The 16,723-nt window shown below is 72.6% G+C and carries 16 protein-coding genes and 2 pseudogenes; 9 read left to right on the top strand and 9 right to left on the bottom strand.

Going from position 1 to position 16,723, the window contains the following annotated elements; genetic code table 11:
* Positions 1-19 precede the first annotated feature (19 nt).
* The 3 genes from nucS to H0S67_RS08790 are packed head-to-tail and all read left to right on the top strand — an operon-like array spanning position 20 to position 1,808.
* On the top strand, positions 20-718 hold the full coding sequence (gene nucS, locus H0S67_RS08800) for an endonuclease NucS (RefSeq protein WP_180936287.1): 699 nt from the start codon (positions 20-22) through the stop codon (positions 716-718).
* A gap of 47 nt (positions 719-765) precedes the next feature.
* A complete protein-coding gene (locus tag H0S67_RS08795; RefSeq protein WP_180936286.1) occupies positions 766-1,491 on the top strand; it encodes a class I SAM-dependent DNA methyltransferase in 726 nt (241 codons plus the stop codon).
* 2 nt (positions 1,492-1,493) lie between these two features.
* Positions 1,494-1,808 carry a DUF952 domain-containing protein gene (locus H0S67_RS08790; RefSeq protein ID WP_180936285.1) on the top strand — a complete coding sequence of 105 codons (315 nt, stop codon included), beginning with the start codon at positions 1,494-1,496 and terminating at the stop codon, positions 1,806-1,808.
* A gap of 11 nt (positions 1,809-1,819) precedes the next feature.
* Here H0S67_RS08790 and H0S67_RS08785 read toward each other — a convergent pair whose 3' ends face one another.
* Positions 1,820-2,329 (bottom strand): SixA phosphatase family protein, encoded by a 510-nt coding sequence (locus H0S67_RS08785; RefSeq protein ID WP_180936284.1) that lies wholly within the window; start codon positions 2,327-2,329, stop codon positions 1,820-1,822.
* 8 nt (positions 2,330-2,337) lie between these two features.
* On the bottom strand, positions 2,338-3,273 hold the full coding sequence (locus tag H0S67_RS08780) for an FAD-dependent oxidoreductase (protein ID WP_180936283.1): 936 nt from the start codon (positions 3,271-3,273) through the stop codon (positions 2,338-2,340).
* Positions 3,274-3,417: 144 nt separating this feature from the next.
* On the opposite strand from H0S67_RS08780, the gene H0S67_RS08775 reads away from it, so the two are divergent.
* The gene (locus H0S67_RS08775; RefSeq protein ID WP_180936281.1) at positions 3,418-4,488 is read left to right on the top strand and encodes an alpha/beta fold hydrolase; all 1,071 of its coding nucleotides are present in this window, start codon (positions 3,418-3,420) and stop codon (positions 4,486-4,488) included.
* Positions 4,489-4,510: 22 nt separating this feature from the next.
* Here the strand turns inward: H0S67_RS08775 and H0S67_RS08770 are convergent.
* From H0S67_RS08770 to H0S67_RS08760, 4 genes and pseudogenes are all read right to left on the bottom strand, one after another.
* Positions 4,511-5,118: pseudogene (locus H0S67_RS08770) on the bottom strand (histidine phosphatase family protein).
* Positions 5,119-5,141: 23 nt separating this feature from the next.
* Positions 5,142-5,849, bottom strand: coding sequence for a cobalamin B12-binding domain-containing protein (locus H0S67_RS24745; protein ID WP_281368980.1), 708 nt, complete (start codon positions 5,847-5,849; stop codon positions 5,142-5,144).
* Positions 5,850-5,985: 136 nt separating this feature from the next.
* Positions 5,986-7,134, bottom strand: a pseudogene (locus tag H0S67_RS08765) (methylmalonyl-CoA mutase family protein); the annotation flags it as partial.
* Positions 7,135-7,265: 131 nt separating this feature from the next.
* Positions 7,266-7,565, bottom strand: a complete 300-nt coding sequence (locus H0S67_RS08760; RefSeq protein ID WP_246355229.1) for an STAS domain-containing protein — start codon at positions 7,563-7,565, stop codon at positions 7,266-7,268.
* A gap of 160 nt (positions 7,566-7,725) precedes the next feature.
* On the opposite strand from H0S67_RS08760, the gene H0S67_RS08755 reads away from it, so the two are divergent.
* From H0S67_RS08755 to H0S67_RS08740, 4 genes are all read left to right on the top strand, one after another.
* The gene (locus tag H0S67_RS08755; protein ID WP_180936276.1) at positions 7,726-8,298 is read left to right on the top strand and encodes a cob(I)yrinic acid a,c-diamide adenosyltransferase; all 573 of its coding nucleotides are present in this window, start codon (positions 7,726-7,728) and stop codon (positions 8,296-8,298) included.
* 85 nt (positions 8,299-8,383) lie between these two features.
* Positions 8,384-9,172: a basic amino acid ABC transporter substrate-binding protein gene (locus H0S67_RS08750; protein ID WP_180936275.1), complete on the top strand. Its 789-nt coding sequence runs from the start codon at positions 8,384-8,386 to the stop codon at positions 9,170-9,172.
* A gap of 40 nt (positions 9,173-9,212) precedes the next feature.
* Positions 9,213-10,013: an amino acid ABC transporter permease gene (locus H0S67_RS08745; protein ID WP_180936274.1), complete on the top strand. Its 801-nt coding sequence runs from the start codon at positions 9,213-9,215 to the stop codon at positions 10,011-10,013.
* A 4-nt stretch (positions 10,014-10,017) separates the two neighbouring features.
* The gene (locus H0S67_RS08740; protein WP_180936273.1) at positions 10,018-10,770 is read left to right on the top strand and encodes an amino acid ABC transporter ATP-binding protein; all 753 of its coding nucleotides are present in this window, start codon (positions 10,018-10,020) and stop codon (positions 10,768-10,770) included.
* A 107-nt stretch (positions 10,771-10,877) separates the two neighbouring features.
* On the opposite strand, the gene H0S67_RS08735 is transcribed toward H0S67_RS08740, so the two are convergent.
* Both H0S67_RS08735 and H0S67_RS08730 read right to left on the bottom strand, forming a co-directional pair.
* Positions 10,878-11,090 (bottom strand): hypothetical protein, encoded by a 213-nt coding sequence (locus H0S67_RS08735; RefSeq protein ID WP_180936272.1) that lies wholly within the window; start codon positions 11,088-11,090, stop codon positions 10,878-10,880.
* Position 11,091: 1 nt separating this feature from the next.
* The gene (locus H0S67_RS08730; RefSeq protein ID WP_180936271.1) at positions 11,092-12,270 is read right to left on the bottom strand and encodes an MFS transporter; all 1,179 of its coding nucleotides are present in this window, start codon (positions 12,268-12,270) and stop codon (positions 11,092-11,094) included.
* Positions 12,271-12,478: 208 nt separating this feature from the next.
* Between H0S67_RS08730 and H0S67_RS08725 the strand changes: the two genes are divergently transcribed.
* Positions 12,479-13,174 (top strand): hemerythrin domain-containing protein, encoded by a 696-nt coding sequence (locus H0S67_RS08725; RefSeq protein ID WP_219635583.1) that lies wholly within the window; start codon positions 12,479-12,481, stop codon positions 13,172-13,174.
* Positions 13,175-13,198: 24 nt separating this feature from the next.
* Here H0S67_RS08725 and H0S67_RS08720 read toward each other — a convergent pair whose 3' ends face one another.
* The gene (locus tag H0S67_RS08720; protein ID WP_180936270.1) at positions 13,199-16,546 is read right to left on the bottom strand and encodes an ATP-binding protein; all 3,348 of its coding nucleotides are present in this window, start codon (positions 16,544-16,546) and stop codon (positions 13,199-13,201) included.
* Positions 16,547-16,723: the final 177 nt, after the last annotated feature.

Raw genomic sequence — 16,723 nt, 5'->3', positions numbered from 1 at the left:
CACTGTAGATTCCTCGCCCGTGAGACTCGTCGTTGCGCGCTGCCAGGTCGACTACGCGGGACGCCTGACGGCGCACCTCCCCATGGCCACGCGGGTGCTGATGATCAAGGCCGACGGGTCGGTGCTCGTGCACTCCGACGGCGGCTCGTACAAGCCGCTGAACTGGATGTCGCCGCCGTGCACGCTCCGCGAGGGCGTCACCGAGGACGGCACCGTCGAGTGGACGGTCACGAGTCGGGGCACGTCGAAGGGGCCGGATGACACCCTGCGCATCCTGCTCGAGGAGGTCCACCACGACTCCTCCCACGACCTCGGGCTCGACCCGGGCCTGCAGAAGGACGGCGTCGAGAAGCACCTCCAGGCCCTGCTGGCCGAGCATCCCGCGACCCTCTCCCCCGGGCTCACGCTGGTCCGTCGGGAGTTCCCGACGGCGATCGGCCCGGTCGACCTGATGTGCCGTGACGCAGAGGGGCTCAGCGTGGCGGTCGAGATCAAGCGCCGCGGCGAGATCGACGGGGTCGAGCAGCTGACCCGCTATCTCGAGCTGCTCAACCGCGAGCCGCTGCTCACCGCCAAGGGTCCGGTGCGCGGCATCTTCGCCGCCCAGGAGATCAAGCCCCAGGCCCGGGTCCTGGCCACCGACCGCGGGATCGCCTGCGCCGTCGTCGACTACGACGCGCTGCGGGGCATCGACGACTCCGAGCACCGGCTCTTCTGACCGATAACCGGTGGCCCTCGGGGGCCAGCGCCCACCACGATGGCCGGATGCGCCACAACTACTTCGACGGCGTCGTCGCCGAGCAGTACGACCGCTCCGAGGACCGGATGTTCGCGCCGGAGGTCCTGGACCCGACGGCGGACTTCCTCGTCGGCCTCGCCGGCGGCCGGCCCGCCCTGGAGCTCGCGATCGGCACCGGGCGCGTCGCCCTGCCGCTGAGCGCCCGCGGAGTGCGGGTCAGCGGGATCGAGCTCTCCGCGGCCATGGTCGAGCAGCTGCGGGTGAAGCCCGGCGCGGAGTGCATCGACGTGACGATCGGGGACATGACATCCACCCGGGTGGCCGGCAGGTTCGGGCTCGTCTACCTCGTGTTCAACACGATCATGAACCTGCTCACCCAGGACGACCAGGTGCGGTGCTTCGAGAACGCCGCCGCCCACCTGGAGCCCGGCGGCTGCTTCGTGGTCGAGACCGGCATGCCCATCCTGCAGCGGCTGCCACCGGGCGAGGTGTTCCGCACCTTCGACCACACCGAGACCCACCTGGGCTTCGACGAGTACGACGTCGCCACGCAGCGGCTCTTCTCCCACCACTACACCTTCGACGGCACCACCTACCGGCGGAACTCGGTGCCGTTCCGCTACGTCTGGCCCGCGGAGCTGGACCTGATGGCCCGGATCGCGGGCCTGCGGCTGCGTGAGCGCTGGGCCGGCTGGGACCGGTCGCCGTTCACGAGCGAGAGCCCGAGCCACGTGTCGGTCTGGGAGAAGTGAGCATGCGGATCTTCCACATCGCGACCCTGAGCGACTGGGACTCGGCGCAGCAGTCCGGCGCCTACACGACCTCGACCCTGGGCGTGACGCTCGAGCAGGAGGGCTACATCCACGCCAGCCGGGCCGACCAGTGGGAGGGCGTACGGGCTGCGTTCTACAGCGAGGTGACCGAGCCCCTGGTGCTGCTGGAGATCGACACCGACCTGCTCGCCGTGCCCGTCGTCGAGGAGGTGCCGGCGCCCGGCATGACCGAGACGTTCCCTCACGTCTACGGCGCCATCCCGCCGTCCGCGGTCGTGGGCGTCGTCCGGCTCTGAGGCCGCCGCGCTCAGACGTCGTCGTGGCCTACAGGCGGCCGTCCCGACGCGCGCAGCGTCGCATCCCCCGGACCGGCGTCGGCCCACGAGCCGGTCAGCGTGAGGACGGTGAGCGCCGAGGTCTTCATCGGCACCCACTCCCCCACCAGCTCCGCGGCGAGGTCCTCCAGCCCCGGGTTGTGCGCCACCAGGACCACGACGCCGAGGTCGGCGTCCAACCCGCGCACGACCTCGAGCAGCTCCTCCTCGTCCGCGGCGTAGACCCGCTCGTCCACCCGGACCTGCGGCGGCGCCTCGAGCTCGGCCGCCACGAGGTCCCACGTGCTGCGGGCGCGGGTGGCGGGCGAGACGACCGCGAGGTCGATGCCGCCGACGTTCGAGGCCAGCCAGCGGCCCGCCTCGGGGGCCTGCCGGCGTCCCCGCTCCGCGAGCGGACGCCGCACGTCGGGCTCGCCGCCCGACCAGTCCGACTTGGCGTGCCTGAGCAGCACCAGCGTGCGGCCCGACGTCGGCTCAGCCATGCCGTCCATCATGCCTCCGAGCCGTTCGACACGAGTGCCACCACCTCGTCGGCGCACCCCCAGCTCAGGGTGACGCCCGCCCCGCCGTGGCCGTAGCAGTGCACGACGTGGCCGGTGCGCTCGAGCCGGACGGCCGGCCGCACCGGTCGCAGCCCGACCTTGTGCCGCAGCACCGGCGCCCCGCGCAGCTCCGGCACCAGCCGGGACGCCCGCTCGATGATGTCCGTCGCGCTCTCCGGCGAGGGGGTCCGGCTCCAGTCACCCTCCTGGTCGGTCCCGCCGACGACGATGTCGTGCTCGCGGGGCACGACGTAGGTCGGTCCGGCGCCGTCCAGCCACCACCGGTCCAGCCCGACCTGCTCGAGGTACACGACCTGGCCGCGGACGGGCACCACGGTCCGATCGGAACCGAGCAGCCGGGCGCCGAGGCCCGAGCAGTTGACGACCACGTCCGCCCCCTCCGGCAGCGCGCGGAGGTTCAACCGGGTCACCGTGCCACCGAGCTCCTCGACGCGTGTGGTCAGCCACCGCAGGTAGATCGGCATCTCGACGATCGGGGTGGTGAAGGTCCAGCCGTCGACGTAGCCCTCCGGCAGCAGCGACGCCCGGTCGAGCGACGGGACCGCCGGACGCCACCACGGGTCGGGCTGGCGGCGCGCGAAGACCTCCGTGCCGCGCACCATCCGCACTCCGGCCTCGGGCGACCCGGCGTACTCCTCGGGGGCGGCCAGGGCGTCGAAGACGGCGTACGACGTGGCCGCCCAGGCCGAGACGCGGTCCTGCGGCAGGGCCCGGTAGGGGTACCAGATCGCCGCCGCGACGGCCGAGGTCGTCTCCAGCGGCAGGTCCCGGGCGACCACGTCGACGCGGTGCCCGGCCTCGAGCAGCCGGAGCGCGCAGGTCAGCCCGACGACGCCCGCGCCGGCCACGATCACCCTGCTCATGGGTGAGAGTCTGTCCTACGGTTGCGTAACCCGGGTCACATCCGCACCCTTCGTCCCACCTGCCGCGGCGGCGACACGTACCGCCGGTATGGCATCCTTGACGTCGTCGCCTTATTGACACGCATTCAACAAGGAGCCCTCCTCGTGCGCAGACCGTTCCCGACCGCCCTGACCTCGCTGGCCGGGTCCGCCGCCCTCCTCGCCGGCGCCCTCACGCTCCTCCCCCTCTCCCCCGCCGAGGCGGGCACCGGTCACGGGTCGGAGGTGGTCAGCCGGGACGTCGTGTTCCACGTCGAGAACACCAATGCGACGCCCGTGGCGTGCGCGCCCGACGACAAGTCCTACGTGCTCCGCGCCGAGCTGGTCGGACCGCGTCGCGAGGTGCTCGGCTCCAGCGTCCCCCGCCTGAACGTGCTGGTGCACGACCTCGCCACCGGCTCGTGGTTCTGGCACCTGCGCGGCCACCCGGCGTACGACTACGCGGGCCGGCTCGCACGGTCCGGCGAGACCTCGCTGGTCCTCGACCGCCTCGGGTACGGCGCCAGCAGGCTCGGCGACGGCAACGCCACCTGCCTGGGAGCCCAGGCGGACATGCTCCACCAGGTCGTGCAGCACCTGCGGTCGGGCAGCTACGACTTCCGTGACTCCACCCGGGGCACCCCGGCGGCGGAGCACGTCGTCGTCCAGGGTCACTCGGTGGGCGCCGCGATCGCCCAGGTGGAGGCCGCGACCTTCGACGACGTGGACGGGCTGGTGCTGATGTCGTGGACCGACAGCGGCGCCTCCTCCCGCGCGGTCGACGAGGCCTCGCGCCAGTCGGCCACCTGCGCCAGCGGTGAGGACTACGTGAAGTTCGGCACCAGCGGCAAGGACTACCGCGGCCTGCTCTTCCGGACCGCCCCGGGCTCCGTCCAGCGGGCGGCCCTCGCCCGTCGCGACGAGCACCCGTGCGGGGACTCGCTGAGCCTGGGCCAGATGGCCGCGACGTCGGCGCTCACCGCCCGTCAGGTCGAGGCGCCGGTGCTGCTGCTCTTCGGCGGGCGGGACGCCCTCAACCGCGGCACCGCGGTGAAGCAGCAGCGCCAGTCCTACACGTCCTCGACCGGCGTCACGTCGCACACCGTCAGGGGCGCGGGCAGCGCGCTGCCGCTGGAGCGGTCGGCGGCCCGGACCCGGGCTCGCGTGCTGGACTGGTTGTCCGGCCTCCCGGGCTGATACCGGGCTGACACTGGGCTGATCAGGCTCCGTCGCCGTCCCAGCGGACCAGGCGCCACCCGTCGGCGTCCGCCTCCACCTCGATCACGCCGCAGTTGGGCAGCGTCAGCCCGCGGACCCGCTCCGGCGGGATCCCGACCAGCGGTGGCAGCGCGGCCAGGATGGCGCCGCCGTGGCTGACGACCAGGACCGCCTCGCCGGGTGCTGGTCGGCCACCTCCTCCAGCGAGCCGGTGACGCGCGCGACGAACTCGTCGATGCGGTCCCCGCCCGGGATCTGCGCCTCGGGGTCGCCACCCAGCCACGCGTCGAACGCCGCGCCCGCGTACGCACGCTCGTTCAGCGTGGTGCCGGCCAGGTCCCCCACGGCGTACTCACGCAGACCCTCGCGGACCAGCACGTCCACCCCCAGCTCGGCGGCCACGATCTCGGCCGTCTGCACCGCCCGCGACATCGAGCTCGTCCAGACCCGAGAGATCCGGGCGTCACGCAGCCGCTCGGCCAGACGCCGCGCCTGCTCACGACCGTCAGGGGTGAGGCTGCCGCCGTCGTCGGTGACGAGCTCGGTCTCGTACGCCGCCTCACCGTGGCGCGCGACGAAGACCCGTGCCGGGCACTGGAGCGAGCTCATCCCCCGACGCTAGCGGCCCGGGCTCAGTCCAGGTCGTTGGCGCGACGGATCACGTCGACGATGCCGCCCATGATCTCGGTGAGCCCGAAGTCCTTGGGCGTGAAGACCGCGGCCACGCCCAGCTCGCGGAGGCGGCGCCCGTCGGAGTCGGGGATGATGCCGCCCACGATGACCGGGACGTCTCCGAGACCCGCCTCGCGCAGGCCGTCGAGGACCGCGGGCACCAGCTCCATGTGGGACCCGGACAGGATCGAGAGGCCGACGCAGTGCACGTCCTCGGCCACCGCGGCCGAGACGATCTGCTCCGGAGTGAGGCGGATGCCCTGGTAGATGACCTCGAAGCCGGCGTCGCGGGCGCGGACCGCGACCTGCTCGGCGCCGTTGGAGTGGCCGTCGAGGCCGGGCTTCCCGACGAGCAGCCGCAGCCGGCCGCCCTTGTTCCCGGCGAGCTCGTCCCCGGTGGCCCTGACCTTCTCGCGGACGGCCGCGAGCTCGGCGCCCGCCTCCCCGATCGCCTCGGAGACGCCGACGGCACCGCTGACCCCGGTGGGGGCGCGGAACTCGCCGAAGACCTCGCGCAGGGCGCCCGCCCACTCGCCGGTCGTGGCCCCGGCGCGGGCGGCGACCAGGGTGGGACCCATCAGGTTGGCGTCGGTCTTGGCCGCCTCGGCCAGCTTCGCCAGGGCGTCGGCGACCTCGGCCTCGTCGCGCTGGTCCTTCCAGGCCGCCACGCTGTCGAGCGCTGCCTGCTCGGCCGCCGGATCCGCGGTCTGGATGGCGGTCGAGGTCGGCGGTCAGCGGCGAGGGCGCGGTGGTCTCGTAGATGTTGACCCCGACGATCTTCTCCTCGCCGGACTCGATCCGGGCCCGCCGGGCTGCGTGCGCGGAGACGAGCTCCTGCTTCATGTAGCCGGAGTCCACGGCGGCGATGGCACCGCCCATGGCCTGGACGCGGTCGATCTCGGCACGGGCGCCCTCGACGAGCTCGGTCACCTTCTTCTGGATGACCGGGGAGCCGTCGAAGATGTCGTCGTACTCCAGGAGGTCGGACTCGAAGGCGAGCACCTGCTGCAGGCGCAGCGACCACTGCTGGTCCCAGGGCCGGGGCAGGCCGAGCGCCTCGTTCCACGCCGGCAGCTGGACCGCCCGCGCACGGGCCCCCTTGGAGAGGGTCACGCCGAGCATCTCCAGCACGATCCGCTGGACGTTGTTCTCGGGCTGGGCCTCGGTCAGGCCGAGTGAGTTCACCTGGACGCCGTACCGGAACCGCCGCATCTTCGGGTCCTGCACGCCGTACCGCTCGCGGGTGATCTCGTCCCACAGCTCGACGAAGGCGCGCATCTTGCACATCTCCTCGATGAACCGGACCCCGGCGTTGACGAAGAAGGAGATCCGGCCGACGACCTTCTCGAAGTCGTCCTCGGAGACCTGGCCGGACGCCTTGACCTGGTCGAGGACCGCGATCGCGGTGCACAGGGAGTAGGCGAGCTCCTGCGTCGGCGTGGCCCCGGCCTCCTGCAGGTGGTAGCTGCAGATGTTGATCGGGTTCCACTTGGGGATCCGGTGGACCGTGTAGGCGATCATGTCGCCGATCAGCCTCATGGAGTGCTCGGGCGGGAAGGCGTAGGTCCCGCGGGAGAGGTACTCCTTGATGATGTCGTTCTGGGTGGTGCCGGCCAGCTTCGCCGCGACCTCCCCGGGGGCCAGGTCGGGGTTCTGCTCCTCGGCCACGACCTGGTAGAGCGCCAGCAGCCACATCGCGGTGGCGTTGATCGTCATGGAGGTGTTCATCTCGACCAGCGGGATGTCCTCGAAGAGGCGACGCATCTCCCCGAGGTGCGGCACCGGGACGCCCACCTTGCCGACCTCGCCGCGCGCGAGCGGCGAGTCGGGGTCGTAGCCGGTCTGGGTCGGCAGGTCGAAGGCGACCGAGAGGCCGGTCTGCCCCTTGGCGAGGTTGGTGCGGTACAGCTCGTTGGACGCCGCGGCCGTCGAGTGGCCGGCGTAGGTGCGCATCACCCAGGGGCGGTCTTTGGCGGGACGGTCCGTCTCGGTCATGGTCCGAGCGTAGGACGAGAACTACTCGGAGGTAACCGGTCCTCGGTGTGGGATGTCCGACACGTTGCCGGGACTCACGCGGACCGGCCTCACGCGGACCGGGCGACCCGTTCGACCTCGACGACGCGGATCAGGTGCGAGAGGTGCAGCAGGCGGCGCACCGCGGGCCCGCAGCCGCGCAGGGTGAGGTGGTGTCCGGCACGGCTCGCCTCGCGGGTCGCTACGGCGAGCACCTTCAGTGCAGTGACGTCGACGCTGTCGACGTCGGTGAGGTCGACGACCACGTCCTCGTCGTGGCCCTCGAGGTGGTCGTAGAGTGCCTGGCGCACCCGCCAGGTGCTGCGCACGTCGAAGTCCCCGCTGAGCACGAGCGTCGGACCGTCGGTCATGATGTCCATCGTCTGTCGCCGTTCCCCCAGGGCCAGAGATACCCCGGCTTCTCCCCGTCGATGTCCTCTCTGTACCCACTATGACGCTGCTCACCCCGGTTGGGTTGCCTGAAGATCCCGAAAAGTTCGCGGTCGCTCGGGAGGCGTCTACTCTCCCCTCATGGTCAACCTCACCCGGATCTACACGCGCACCGGCGACCACGGCGAGACCCGCCTGGGCGACATGAGCACCACCACCAAGAACGACCTGCGCCTGCACGCCTACGCCGACGTCGACGAGGCCAACGCGCACCTCGGGGTGGCCCTGGCGCAGGGGGACCTCGAGGAGGACGTGGTCGCGGTGCTGACCCGGATCCAGAACGACCTCTTCGACGTGGGCGCGGACTTCTGCACCCCGGTCGTGGAGAACCCGGAGTTCCCCCCGCTGCGCATCGAGCAGGAGTACGTCGACCGGCTCGAGCAGTGGTGCGACCACTACAACGCCGAGCTGCCCAACCTGCGGTCCTTCATCCTCAACGGCGGCACCCCCGGTGCCGCCCTGCTCCACGTCGCGCGCACCGTCGTACGCCGTGCGGAGCGGTCCGCGTGGGCGGCCTACGGCGAGCACGCCGAGACCATGAACGAGCTGGCGATCACCTACCTCAACCGGCTCTCCGACCTGCTGTTCATCCTGGCCCGCCACGCCAACCGCGCGGCCGGCGACGTGCTGTGGGTGCCCGGCGGGGAGCGCTGACCCCGGCGCCCGTACCCAGAACGGGGTAGCCCCATCGCCCGCTCCGGACGAGGCGCACGGGGTTCTTCGGGCCTAGCGTGACGGCATGAAGGCACGCCGCACCGCGGTCGTCCTGGCCGCCTCCCTGCTCGGTCTGTCGCTCTCCGCGTGTGGCGGAGGGGGCGGCAGCACCACGTCCAGCGGGGCCAAGCTGATCACGTCGGGCACCCTCACCGACTGCTCCGACGTCCCCTACCCGCCGTTCGAGGACTTCGACAAGTCCTCCCCCACCGGGTTCAAGGGGTTCGACATCGACATCATCTCCGAGATCGCCAAGGGCATGAACCTCAAGCTGGTGGTCAAGGACTCCGCGTTCGACCCGCTGCAGAGCGGCCTGGCGCTGAACTCCGGCCAGTGCGACATCGTGGCCAGCGCGATGACGATCACCCCGGACCGCAAGCAGAACCTCGACTTCAGCGACGGCTACTACGACTCGAAGCAGTCGCTCCTGGTCCCGAACGGCTCCGACATCAAGAGCATCAACGACCTCTCCGGCAAGAAGGTCGGCGTCCAGCAGGGAACCACCGGCAAGACCTATGCCGAGGAGAACGCCACCGGCGCGGACATCGTGAGCTTCCCGAGCGACGCGGAGATGTACCAGGCGATCAAGGCGGGGCAGGTCGACGCGCTGCTCCAGGACCTGCCGGTGAACCTGAACCACCAGCAGGACGGTGGCTTCACCATCGTCCAGACCTACTCCACCAACGAGCAGTACGGCATCGCCATCAAGAAGGGGAACACCGCGCTGGTCAACGACGTCAACGCGCAGCTGAAGAAGATGCGCAGCAACGGCACCTACGACCAGCTCTACAACAAGTACTTCTCGCCCAGCTGACGGCGCAGCAGGCCTCGGCGGAGTCCCGGAGGGTTGGCTCGTGAAGCGCACCACCAAGCGCAAGCTCACCGACGCGATCCTCTACGCCGTCCTCGTCCTCGCCGTCGTCCTCGCGGGGGCACTCATCGACTGGAGCGCCGTCAAGGCGAACTTCTTCGACCCCGCAGGCTGGAAGCGTGGCGGCAACTGGGGCGACCTCATCACGATCGGCGTCAAGAACACGATCGTCTACACGCTCGTCGCCTTCGTCTTCGGCTTCGGACTGGCGATCTTCCTCGCCCTGATGAAGCTGTCGCCGGTCGCGCCGTACCGGTGGCTGGCGACGGGCTACATCGAGTTCTTCCGCGGGCTCCCGGCGCTGATCGTCATCCTGGTGATGGCGTTCGGCGTCCCGATCGCCTTCAACTGGCAACCTCCGGGCGGCCTCGTGGGTGCCGGCCTGATCGGGCTCATCCTGGTGGCGGGCGCCTACATGGCCGAGACCCTGCGCGCCGGCATCCAGGCGGTGCCCAAGGGGCAGACCGAGGCGGCCAGGTCGCTGGGCATGAGCGCCGGACGGACCACGCTCTCGGTGGTGCTCCCCCAGGCCCTGCGCATCGTCATCCCGCCGCTCACCAACGAGTTCGTGCTGCTGATCAAGGACACGGCGCTGCTGTTCGTGATCGGTGTCCAGGTCGGCCAGCGCGAGCTGACCAGCGTCGCTCGCGACCTCACCACCTCCGGGCCGACGGCGGGCACGTCCACGAGCCTGATCCAGGCCGCCATCCTCTACCTGATCATCACGCTGCCGCTGACGCGCCTGGTCGCGTTGCTCGAGAAGCGTCAGCAGAGGGCCCGGTGACGACATGACGGTCCCCCAGCAGACGTCCGGGCGAGCCATCGAGGTGCGCGACCTGCACAAGTACTTCGGCGAGAACGAGGTGCTCAAGGGCATCGACTTCCACGTCGACCACGGCCAGGTGGTGTGCGTGATCGGCCCGTCGGGGTCGGGCAAGTCGACGCTGCTGCGCTGCGTCAACCGCCTCGAGGACCCGACCTCGGGGACGATCTGGGTCGAGGGCGTCGACATCACCGACCCCGAGACCGACCTCGACCAAGTGCGCAGCAGGATCGGCATCGTCTTCCAGTCCTTCAACCTGTTCCCGCACATGAACGTGATGCGCAACCTGTGCATCGCCCAGCAGCGGGTGCGCGGGCGCAGCAAGGACGAGGCGGTCGAGGTGGCCCGGGCGAACCTGGCCAAGGTCGGCCTCGCCGGCAAGGAGGACGCCTACCCGGCGCACCTGTCCGGCGGGCAGCAGCAGCGCGTGGCCATCGCCCGGGCCCTGTCCATGGATCCCGACATGATGCTCTTCGACGAGCCGACGTCGGCGCTCGACCCCGAGCTGGTGGGCGACGTGCTGGCCGTGATGAAGAAGCTCGCCTCCGAGGGCATGACGATGATGGTCGTGACCCACGAGATGGGCTTCGCCCGGGAGGTCGGCGACAAGCTCGTCTTCATGGACGACGGCGTCATCGTCGAGGAGGGCGACCCGGCCGAGGTCCTGGCGAACCCGCAGCACGAGCGGACGCGGTCGTTCCTGTCGAAGGTGCTCTAGTCGCGCAACGCCGACTCGGCGCAGATTGACGCCGCGCAACGCCGAGTCGGCGCAGGTTGACGCCACCCGAGTGTCAACGAGCGCCGACTCGGCGAGGTGCTGTGGCCTCACCTCAGCGCGTAGGAGAGCATGCCGACCACGGCCGCCGCGGTGCACCCCGAGGTCACCAGCATCGTCCCCAGCACGATCAGCGTCGCGCCCCGGACCGCCTGGCCGCGGTCGCCGCCGGCGGCGGCGATCCGTCGTCCCCGCCGGACGACCAGGGCGCCGCCGACCACGGACCCCAGGCCGAGGACGGTCGGCACAAGCCACCAGGGCATGTCAGGTCTCCGCGAAACCCGAGACGGGCGCGACCCGCGCGGGCCGCACGGCGACGACGGTCAGCGCGGCCGGGACCATCAGCGCCGCCACCGCGAGCAGGGAGTCCAGCGTGCCGACCCGGTCACCCAGCTGACCGAGCAGGGGCGGCCCGGCCAGGAACGCGGCGTACCCGATCGTCGAGACGACCGAGACCCGCGCGGCGGCCCGCGCCGGGTCGTCGGCAGCGGCGCTCATCCCGACGGGGAAGCCCAGGGAGGCACCCAGCCCCCACACGACGACGCCGAGGCCGACGAGGAGCCAGCCGCCGCCCGCGACCACCAGCAGGATGCCCACCGCGGCGACGGCGCAGGTCGCCCAGAGCACCGGGGCCCGGCCCCAGCGGTCCAGCGCCAGCGGCCCCAGCAAACGCCCGGTCGTCATCGCGGTCACGAAGACCGAGAAGCCGAGGACGCCGACCCAGTGCCGCGCGCCGTACCCGTCGATGATCGCCAGCGAGAGCCAGTCGTTGGCCGACCCCTCGACGGTGGCGAAGGCGAGGACCATGACGCCCAGCGCCAGGGTCCGTGGCTCGCGCCAGGCGGAACGGGAGACCCCCGCGGTCTCGGGCTCCGCCGTCGGCGGCAGGAAGGCGCGCCCGAGGAGCCACACGGTGCCGAGTGCCAGCACTCCGGCCCCACCCAGGTGCAGGGGAAGCGGCGCGTGCAGGGCCGCCATCGGGATGCCCACGGCGGCGCCGGCGATGCTCCCGAAGCTCCAGCCTGCGTGGAACCGGGGCATGATCGTGCGCCCGAGGCGGCGCTCCACCTCGGCGCCCTCGACGTTCATCGCGACGTCCCAGACCCCGATGCCGACGCCGTAGGCGAAGAAGCCCACCGCGGTCACGGCGACCGAGCCGACGCCCGCCACCCCGACCGCGCAGGTCACCAGCCCGACCGCGGCCGACAGACCCCCCAGCCGTACGACGCCGGCCGCGCCGAGCCGCACGATCAGCCGGCCGCTGGACGGCAGCGCCAGCACCGACCCGGCCGCGATGGCGAGGAGCAGCAGCCCCAGTGATCCGTTGTCGAGGTGGAGCCCGGTGCGCACGTCGGGGATCCGCGACACCAGGCCGGCGAAGCAGAACCCGTTGAGGGCGAAGGTCAGCGCAACCGCGTTGCGCGCGGCGGACACCACAGGCACCCGTGCAGTCCACCTCACCTCATGACCGTCCACCAACTCAGACACCAACCCAGACACCGGCTCGGACACCGGCTCGGACACCGGCTCGGGCTCCAAGTCGGGCCCAAGCCGGGTGCAAGAGGGCGGGCGCACGGTGCTCCTGACGATCGTTCGACCCAGAGGAGCCCACCATGACCGCGACGCCCGACCGAGCCGACCAGCAGGCCACGTGGCCGCGCCAGCTGCGCCTCCCGGACAGGCCGACGCCCCGGAGGGGCCCGTCGACCTGTCGATGATGTACCTGATGCACCACGCCTTCCGGCGCGACCTCGCGGCGCTGGCCCGGGCCGTCCCCCGCACCCCGGTGACCGAGCTCGCCACCTGGCGCGCGCTGCTGCGTCGCTGGGAGGTCTTCGCCGAGGCGCTCCACCATCACCACCACGGCGAGGACACCTGGCTGTGGCCGGCGCTGGTGGAGAGGGCCGACCCGGCCGAGCAGGAGACCCTGCGCGCGATGGAGGCCGAGCACGACGAGCTCGACCCGCTCCTGGCGAGCTGCCTGGCCGGGCTGCGGAGGCTCGCGGCCGGCCACGCCCGGACCGACGACCGCGCCGCCCTCGCCGTGCGCCTCTGCGCGGCCCGCGAGTGCCTGGGCCGCCACCTCGCGCACGAGGAGCGGGAGGCGATGCGCATCCTCCAGCGCCACCTCACGCCCGAGGAGTTCGAGGCCGTCGATGCCCGCTTCGTCGAGTCGCTGCAGCCCCGCCGGCTCCTGGCCCTGGTGCCGTGGGCCCTGCACGAGGTGCCCGAAGATGTACGCCGCGGCGTGCTGCGCAGGGCGCGAGCGGCGCAGCGGGTGGTCTGGAGGCTGACCCACCGCCGGTTCGAGCGGCAGGACCGGCGGGCGTTCCGCCACCTCACCTGAGCGGAGCGGGCCGGCAGGTCCGGGTCAGAAGCCGTGCTTCTCCCGCAGGTCGGCGAACCAGCGCCCGAACAGGGGGAGGTCCCACTGCACGACGAGGGCGGCCGCGGTGTCGGCGTGCCGGGAGGCGATCTCGGTCTCGCCGGTCGCTGCGGCCGCCATCGCGAGGTAGGCGTCGACCGGCCCGCTCGCGAGGTTGGAGCCCGCGCCGCAGCTCTGGCCCGCACTGGGCGCCAGCAGGCCGTAGCACCGCCCGGCGAGGTCGGGGTCGTCGAGCTGGAGGGCCAGCTCCGCGGCGTGGCCCCAGCTGAGCGGCGCGGACTGCCCGCCCGGGTCGAGGTCGTCGCGGTGCTCGGCCTTCATGGCGCGTGCACGCTCGATCTCCCCACCGCGCAGGTGGAACACCGCGAGCGTGGGCCAGAAGTCGTAGCCCGCGTCGAGCGCCTCCAGCGCGGGCACGGCATCGAGCGGGTGCCCGTCCCAGAGCCGGACGGCGATCACCGCCGCGGCCTGCACCTCCTCGCCGTGGTCGTGCGAGATGCGGCCGGCGACGTCGCGAATCCGGGCAGCGAGGTCCTCACAGACGTCGAATCGCCCCGCCATCGCCTGCCACGGGAGCTCGAGCCCGTCGAGGATCATCTCGGCGTAGGAGATCCGCAGCCGCTGCGCCTCGGCGCGCGTCAGCTCCATCGCCTCCAGCATCTCCTCGCGGCGGCCCAGCTCGCAGAGCACGACCGTGCGCAGGGTCGCCGACACCACGAGGGCGCGCTCGTTGCCGAGCGTCCGCGCCAGTTCCAGGGCCTCGGTGGCCAGCCCGAGGCGCTCCTCGGTCGTGTCGGCGTGCCAGAGGGCCACGAACGCGATCTGGGCCGCGGACAGCCTCAGGGCGGGGTCACCGATCCGGCGCGCCATGGCCAGCGCCTCGTCGCAGAGCGCGCGCCGTTCCTCGAACGACGAGTGGGCCCACAGCTCGTTGCCCAGCGCGAGCATCGTCAGGCACCGCAGCTCGCCGTCCTCCGGCGGGAGCCGGTCCAGGCTGCCCCGCAGCGCCGAGACCACGGTCTCGTTCGTCTGCCCGGGCGGGGCGGAGCGCCACAACCCGTCCCGTGACGTGGCGACCGCGGCACGGGCCACCGCCTCGGGGTCGCCCATCTGCTCGCCCACCTCGATGGCGCGTTCCACCGTGGCCACCAGGTGCGGCAGGTCGGCCGACCAGCGGTAGGCGTCCATCAGCGCGAGCAGCACGTCGTACCGGTCGGGAGGTGCGGCCTCGACGTCGTCGTCCATGGCTCCCAGCGCCTGCTCGAGGAGGTTCGCGGCCTCGTCGTAGGCGTGCAGCCGCCGCGCCACGGCGGCGGCGCCGACGGCCGCCCGCCAGGCCTGCGCGGCGTACGACGGACCCGACGCCAGCCAGTGCCGCGCCACCTCGGTCTCGCGGCCGCCCAGCTCCTCGAGCACGCCGGCGACGCGGGCGTGGGCGCGCGCCACCCGGCTGGCGCTCATGCCGGCCCGCAGGGTGTCCCGCACCAGGGCGTGGGAGAACAGGAACCGGTCGATGCCGTCCTCGCGCACCAGGCCGGCCGCCTGCGCAGGCTCGACGACGTCGAGCAGGTCGTCCTCGTCGATGCCGGTCGCCGCCGCGAGGGTCGGGGTGTCGAACTGGCGTCCGATGACCGCCGCGGTGCGCAGCGCGCGGACGGTGTCGTCGGGGAGCCGGGTCAGCCGCCGGGTCAGCACCTCCGACACCGCCGTGGGCATGGACGCCGAGAGCTCGTCGAGCGGCACCCGCTCCCCCGCCAGCCGGGCGAACTCCACCAGGAAGAAGGGGTTGCCGTCGGTGCGCTCACCCAGGCTCCGGGCCAGCTCGTCGGACACGGACGTCTCGCTCACCCGCTCCAGGAGCTCGGCGACGGCCGGGGCCGGCAGCCCCGTCAGCGCGAGCCGCACGGCATGCCTGCGCGCGAACGTCTCGGCGACGTCGGCGAGCACCCCGGTCGGCTCGGGGTGCGGCCGCCAGGTCGCCACGACCAGCAGCCGCTCACCGGCCGTCGGGTCCGCGGTCTCGACCAGCAGCCGCAGCACCCGCAGCGTCGACCGGTCCGCCCAGTGCAGGTCGTCGAGCACCACCACCGTCGTGCGCTCGCGGGCCGCGGACCGGACCGCGTTGGTGATCCGCTCCCAGGCGCGGAACTGGGCTCCCTCGTCCTCCTCGACGCCACCGGAGGCGGGCTCGACGCCGATCCCCTCCAGGACCGATCGCCACGGCCACAGCGGCGGGGCGCCGTCGTCCTGCGAGCAGCGCCCGATGAGCACCCGGGCCCCGCGGTCGCGGGCACGCAGGGCGACCTCCGCCGCCAGCCGGGTCTTCCCGATGCCCGGCTCACCGGTGAGCACGGCGTACGCCGGCACCCCCGACTCGGCCCCGGCCAGCGCCTGCTCCAGCGCCACCAGGTCCCTGGTCGCGACCGGCCAGCGGCCACGGGGCGACGGGCTCGGGCAGCGGTCGCGCCGGCTCCCGGCGGGCGCCAGCTCGGTGACCGGCGCGGCCGGGGTCACGGCGCCGGCCTCCGGCGGCACCCAGTCGAGGCCGGGGTCCTGGCGCAGCACGGCGGTCTGGAGCTCCCGGAGCTCGGCGGACGGCTCCAGGCCGAGCTCCTCGTCGAGGACCGAGCGGAGCCGGGCCAGCACGTCGAGCGCGTCGGCCTGGCGTCCCGATCTGGTCAGCGCGATCGCACGGAGCGCCCAGAGCCGTTCGCGCAGCGGGTGCGCCGCCGTCAGCGACTCCAGCTCGGCCGCGACCGTGCCGTGCCTCCCCAGGGCGAGCCCCGCCGCGGCGCGGCCCTCCAGCCCGAGCATGCGCAGCTCGTCGAGGCGGGCGCGCTCCGCCACCGCGGCATCGGCGTCGCCGAGCTCGGCGTACGGCGTGCCGCGCCAGAGACCGAGCGCCTCGTCGAGCCGGGCGCTCGCGTCGTCCAGCTCGGCGGCGGACAGCGGGGACGGCCCGCGGCCCGTGAGCGGTTGCAGCCGTCGGTGCTCGGAGGTCACGGCCTGCTCGAACCGATGGGCGTCCACGGCGTCGTCCGGGACCCGCAGGGCGTAGCCCGGAGCGACCGTCACGAGCACGGTGGCCGGGGCCCGGCGCTGCCGCTCCGGCTCGAGGACCCGGCGCAGCTGCGAGACGTAGGCCTGGAGCGTGGCGGTCACGCCGGGCGGCGGGTGCTCCTCCCACAGCAGGTCGACGATGGCGTCCACCGAGACCGGCCAGCCGCGCGAGAGCGCCAGCGCGGAGACGAGGGCCCGCTGCTTGGGCGTCCCGAGGTCGACCGGCGTCCCGTTCAGCGTCACCTCGACGGGTCCGAGGACTGCCACCTCCACGTCGGCAGCATAGGGACCCGCCACCGCCCGTGCGTCCCCTTTGTCGGTCAGACGCGTCGGGTTGTCCAGACGGCCGTGGCGAGGCTCCAAGTCGGCTCGAAGTCCCCTCCAAGTGCTCCGCGGCACGGTTGCTCCACCCGATGAAGCACCCACCAGATCACGCACAAGGAGTCACCA

The sequence above is a fragment of the Nocardioides ungokensis genome (assembly GCF_013466985.1).
GTDB classification, from domain to species: Bacteria; Actinomycetota; Actinomycetes; order Propionibacteriales; family Nocardioidaceae; genus Nocardioides; species Nocardioides ungokensis.
Note: the sequence above shows the minus strand (reverse complement) of the source record. Positions and strands in the feature narration are given on the sequence as shown.

Coding starts and splice junctions, on each gene's coding strand:
- H0S67_RS08795 (WP_180936286.1), top strand. CDS start 766: ATGCGCCACAACTACTTCGACGGCGTCGTCGCCGAGCAGTACGACCGC.
- H0S67_RS08740 (WP_180936273.1), top strand. CDS start 10,018: ATGACGGTCCCCCAGCAGACGTCCGGGCGAGCCATCGAGGTGCGCGAC.
- H0S67_RS08760 (WP_246355229.1), bottom strand. CDS start 7,565: ATGACCGACGGTCCGACGCTCGTGCTCAGCGGGGACTTCGACGTGCGC.
- H0S67_RS08735 (WP_180936272.1), bottom strand. CDS start 11,090: ATGCCCTGGTGGCTTGTGCCGACCGTCCTCGGCCTGGGGTCCGTGGTC.
- H0S67_RS08790 (WP_180936285.1), top strand. CDS start 1,494: ATGCGGATCTTCCACATCGCGACCCTGAGCGACTGGGACTCGGCGCAG.
- H0S67_RS08755 (WP_180936276.1), top strand. CDS start 7,726: ATGGTCAACCTCACCCGGATCTACACGCGCACCGGCGACCACGGCGAG.
- H0S67_RS08750 (WP_180936275.1), top strand. CDS start 8,384: ATGAAGGCACGCCGCACCGCGGTCGTCCTGGCCGCCTCCCTGCTCGGT.
- H0S67_RS08780 (WP_180936283.1), bottom strand. CDS start 3,273: ATGAGCAGGGTGATCGTGGCCGGCGCGGGCGTCGTCGGGCTGACCTGC.
- H0S67_RS08785 (WP_180936284.1), bottom strand. CDS start 2,329: ATGGCTGAGCCGACGTCGGGCCGCACGCTGGTGCTGCTCAGGCACGCC.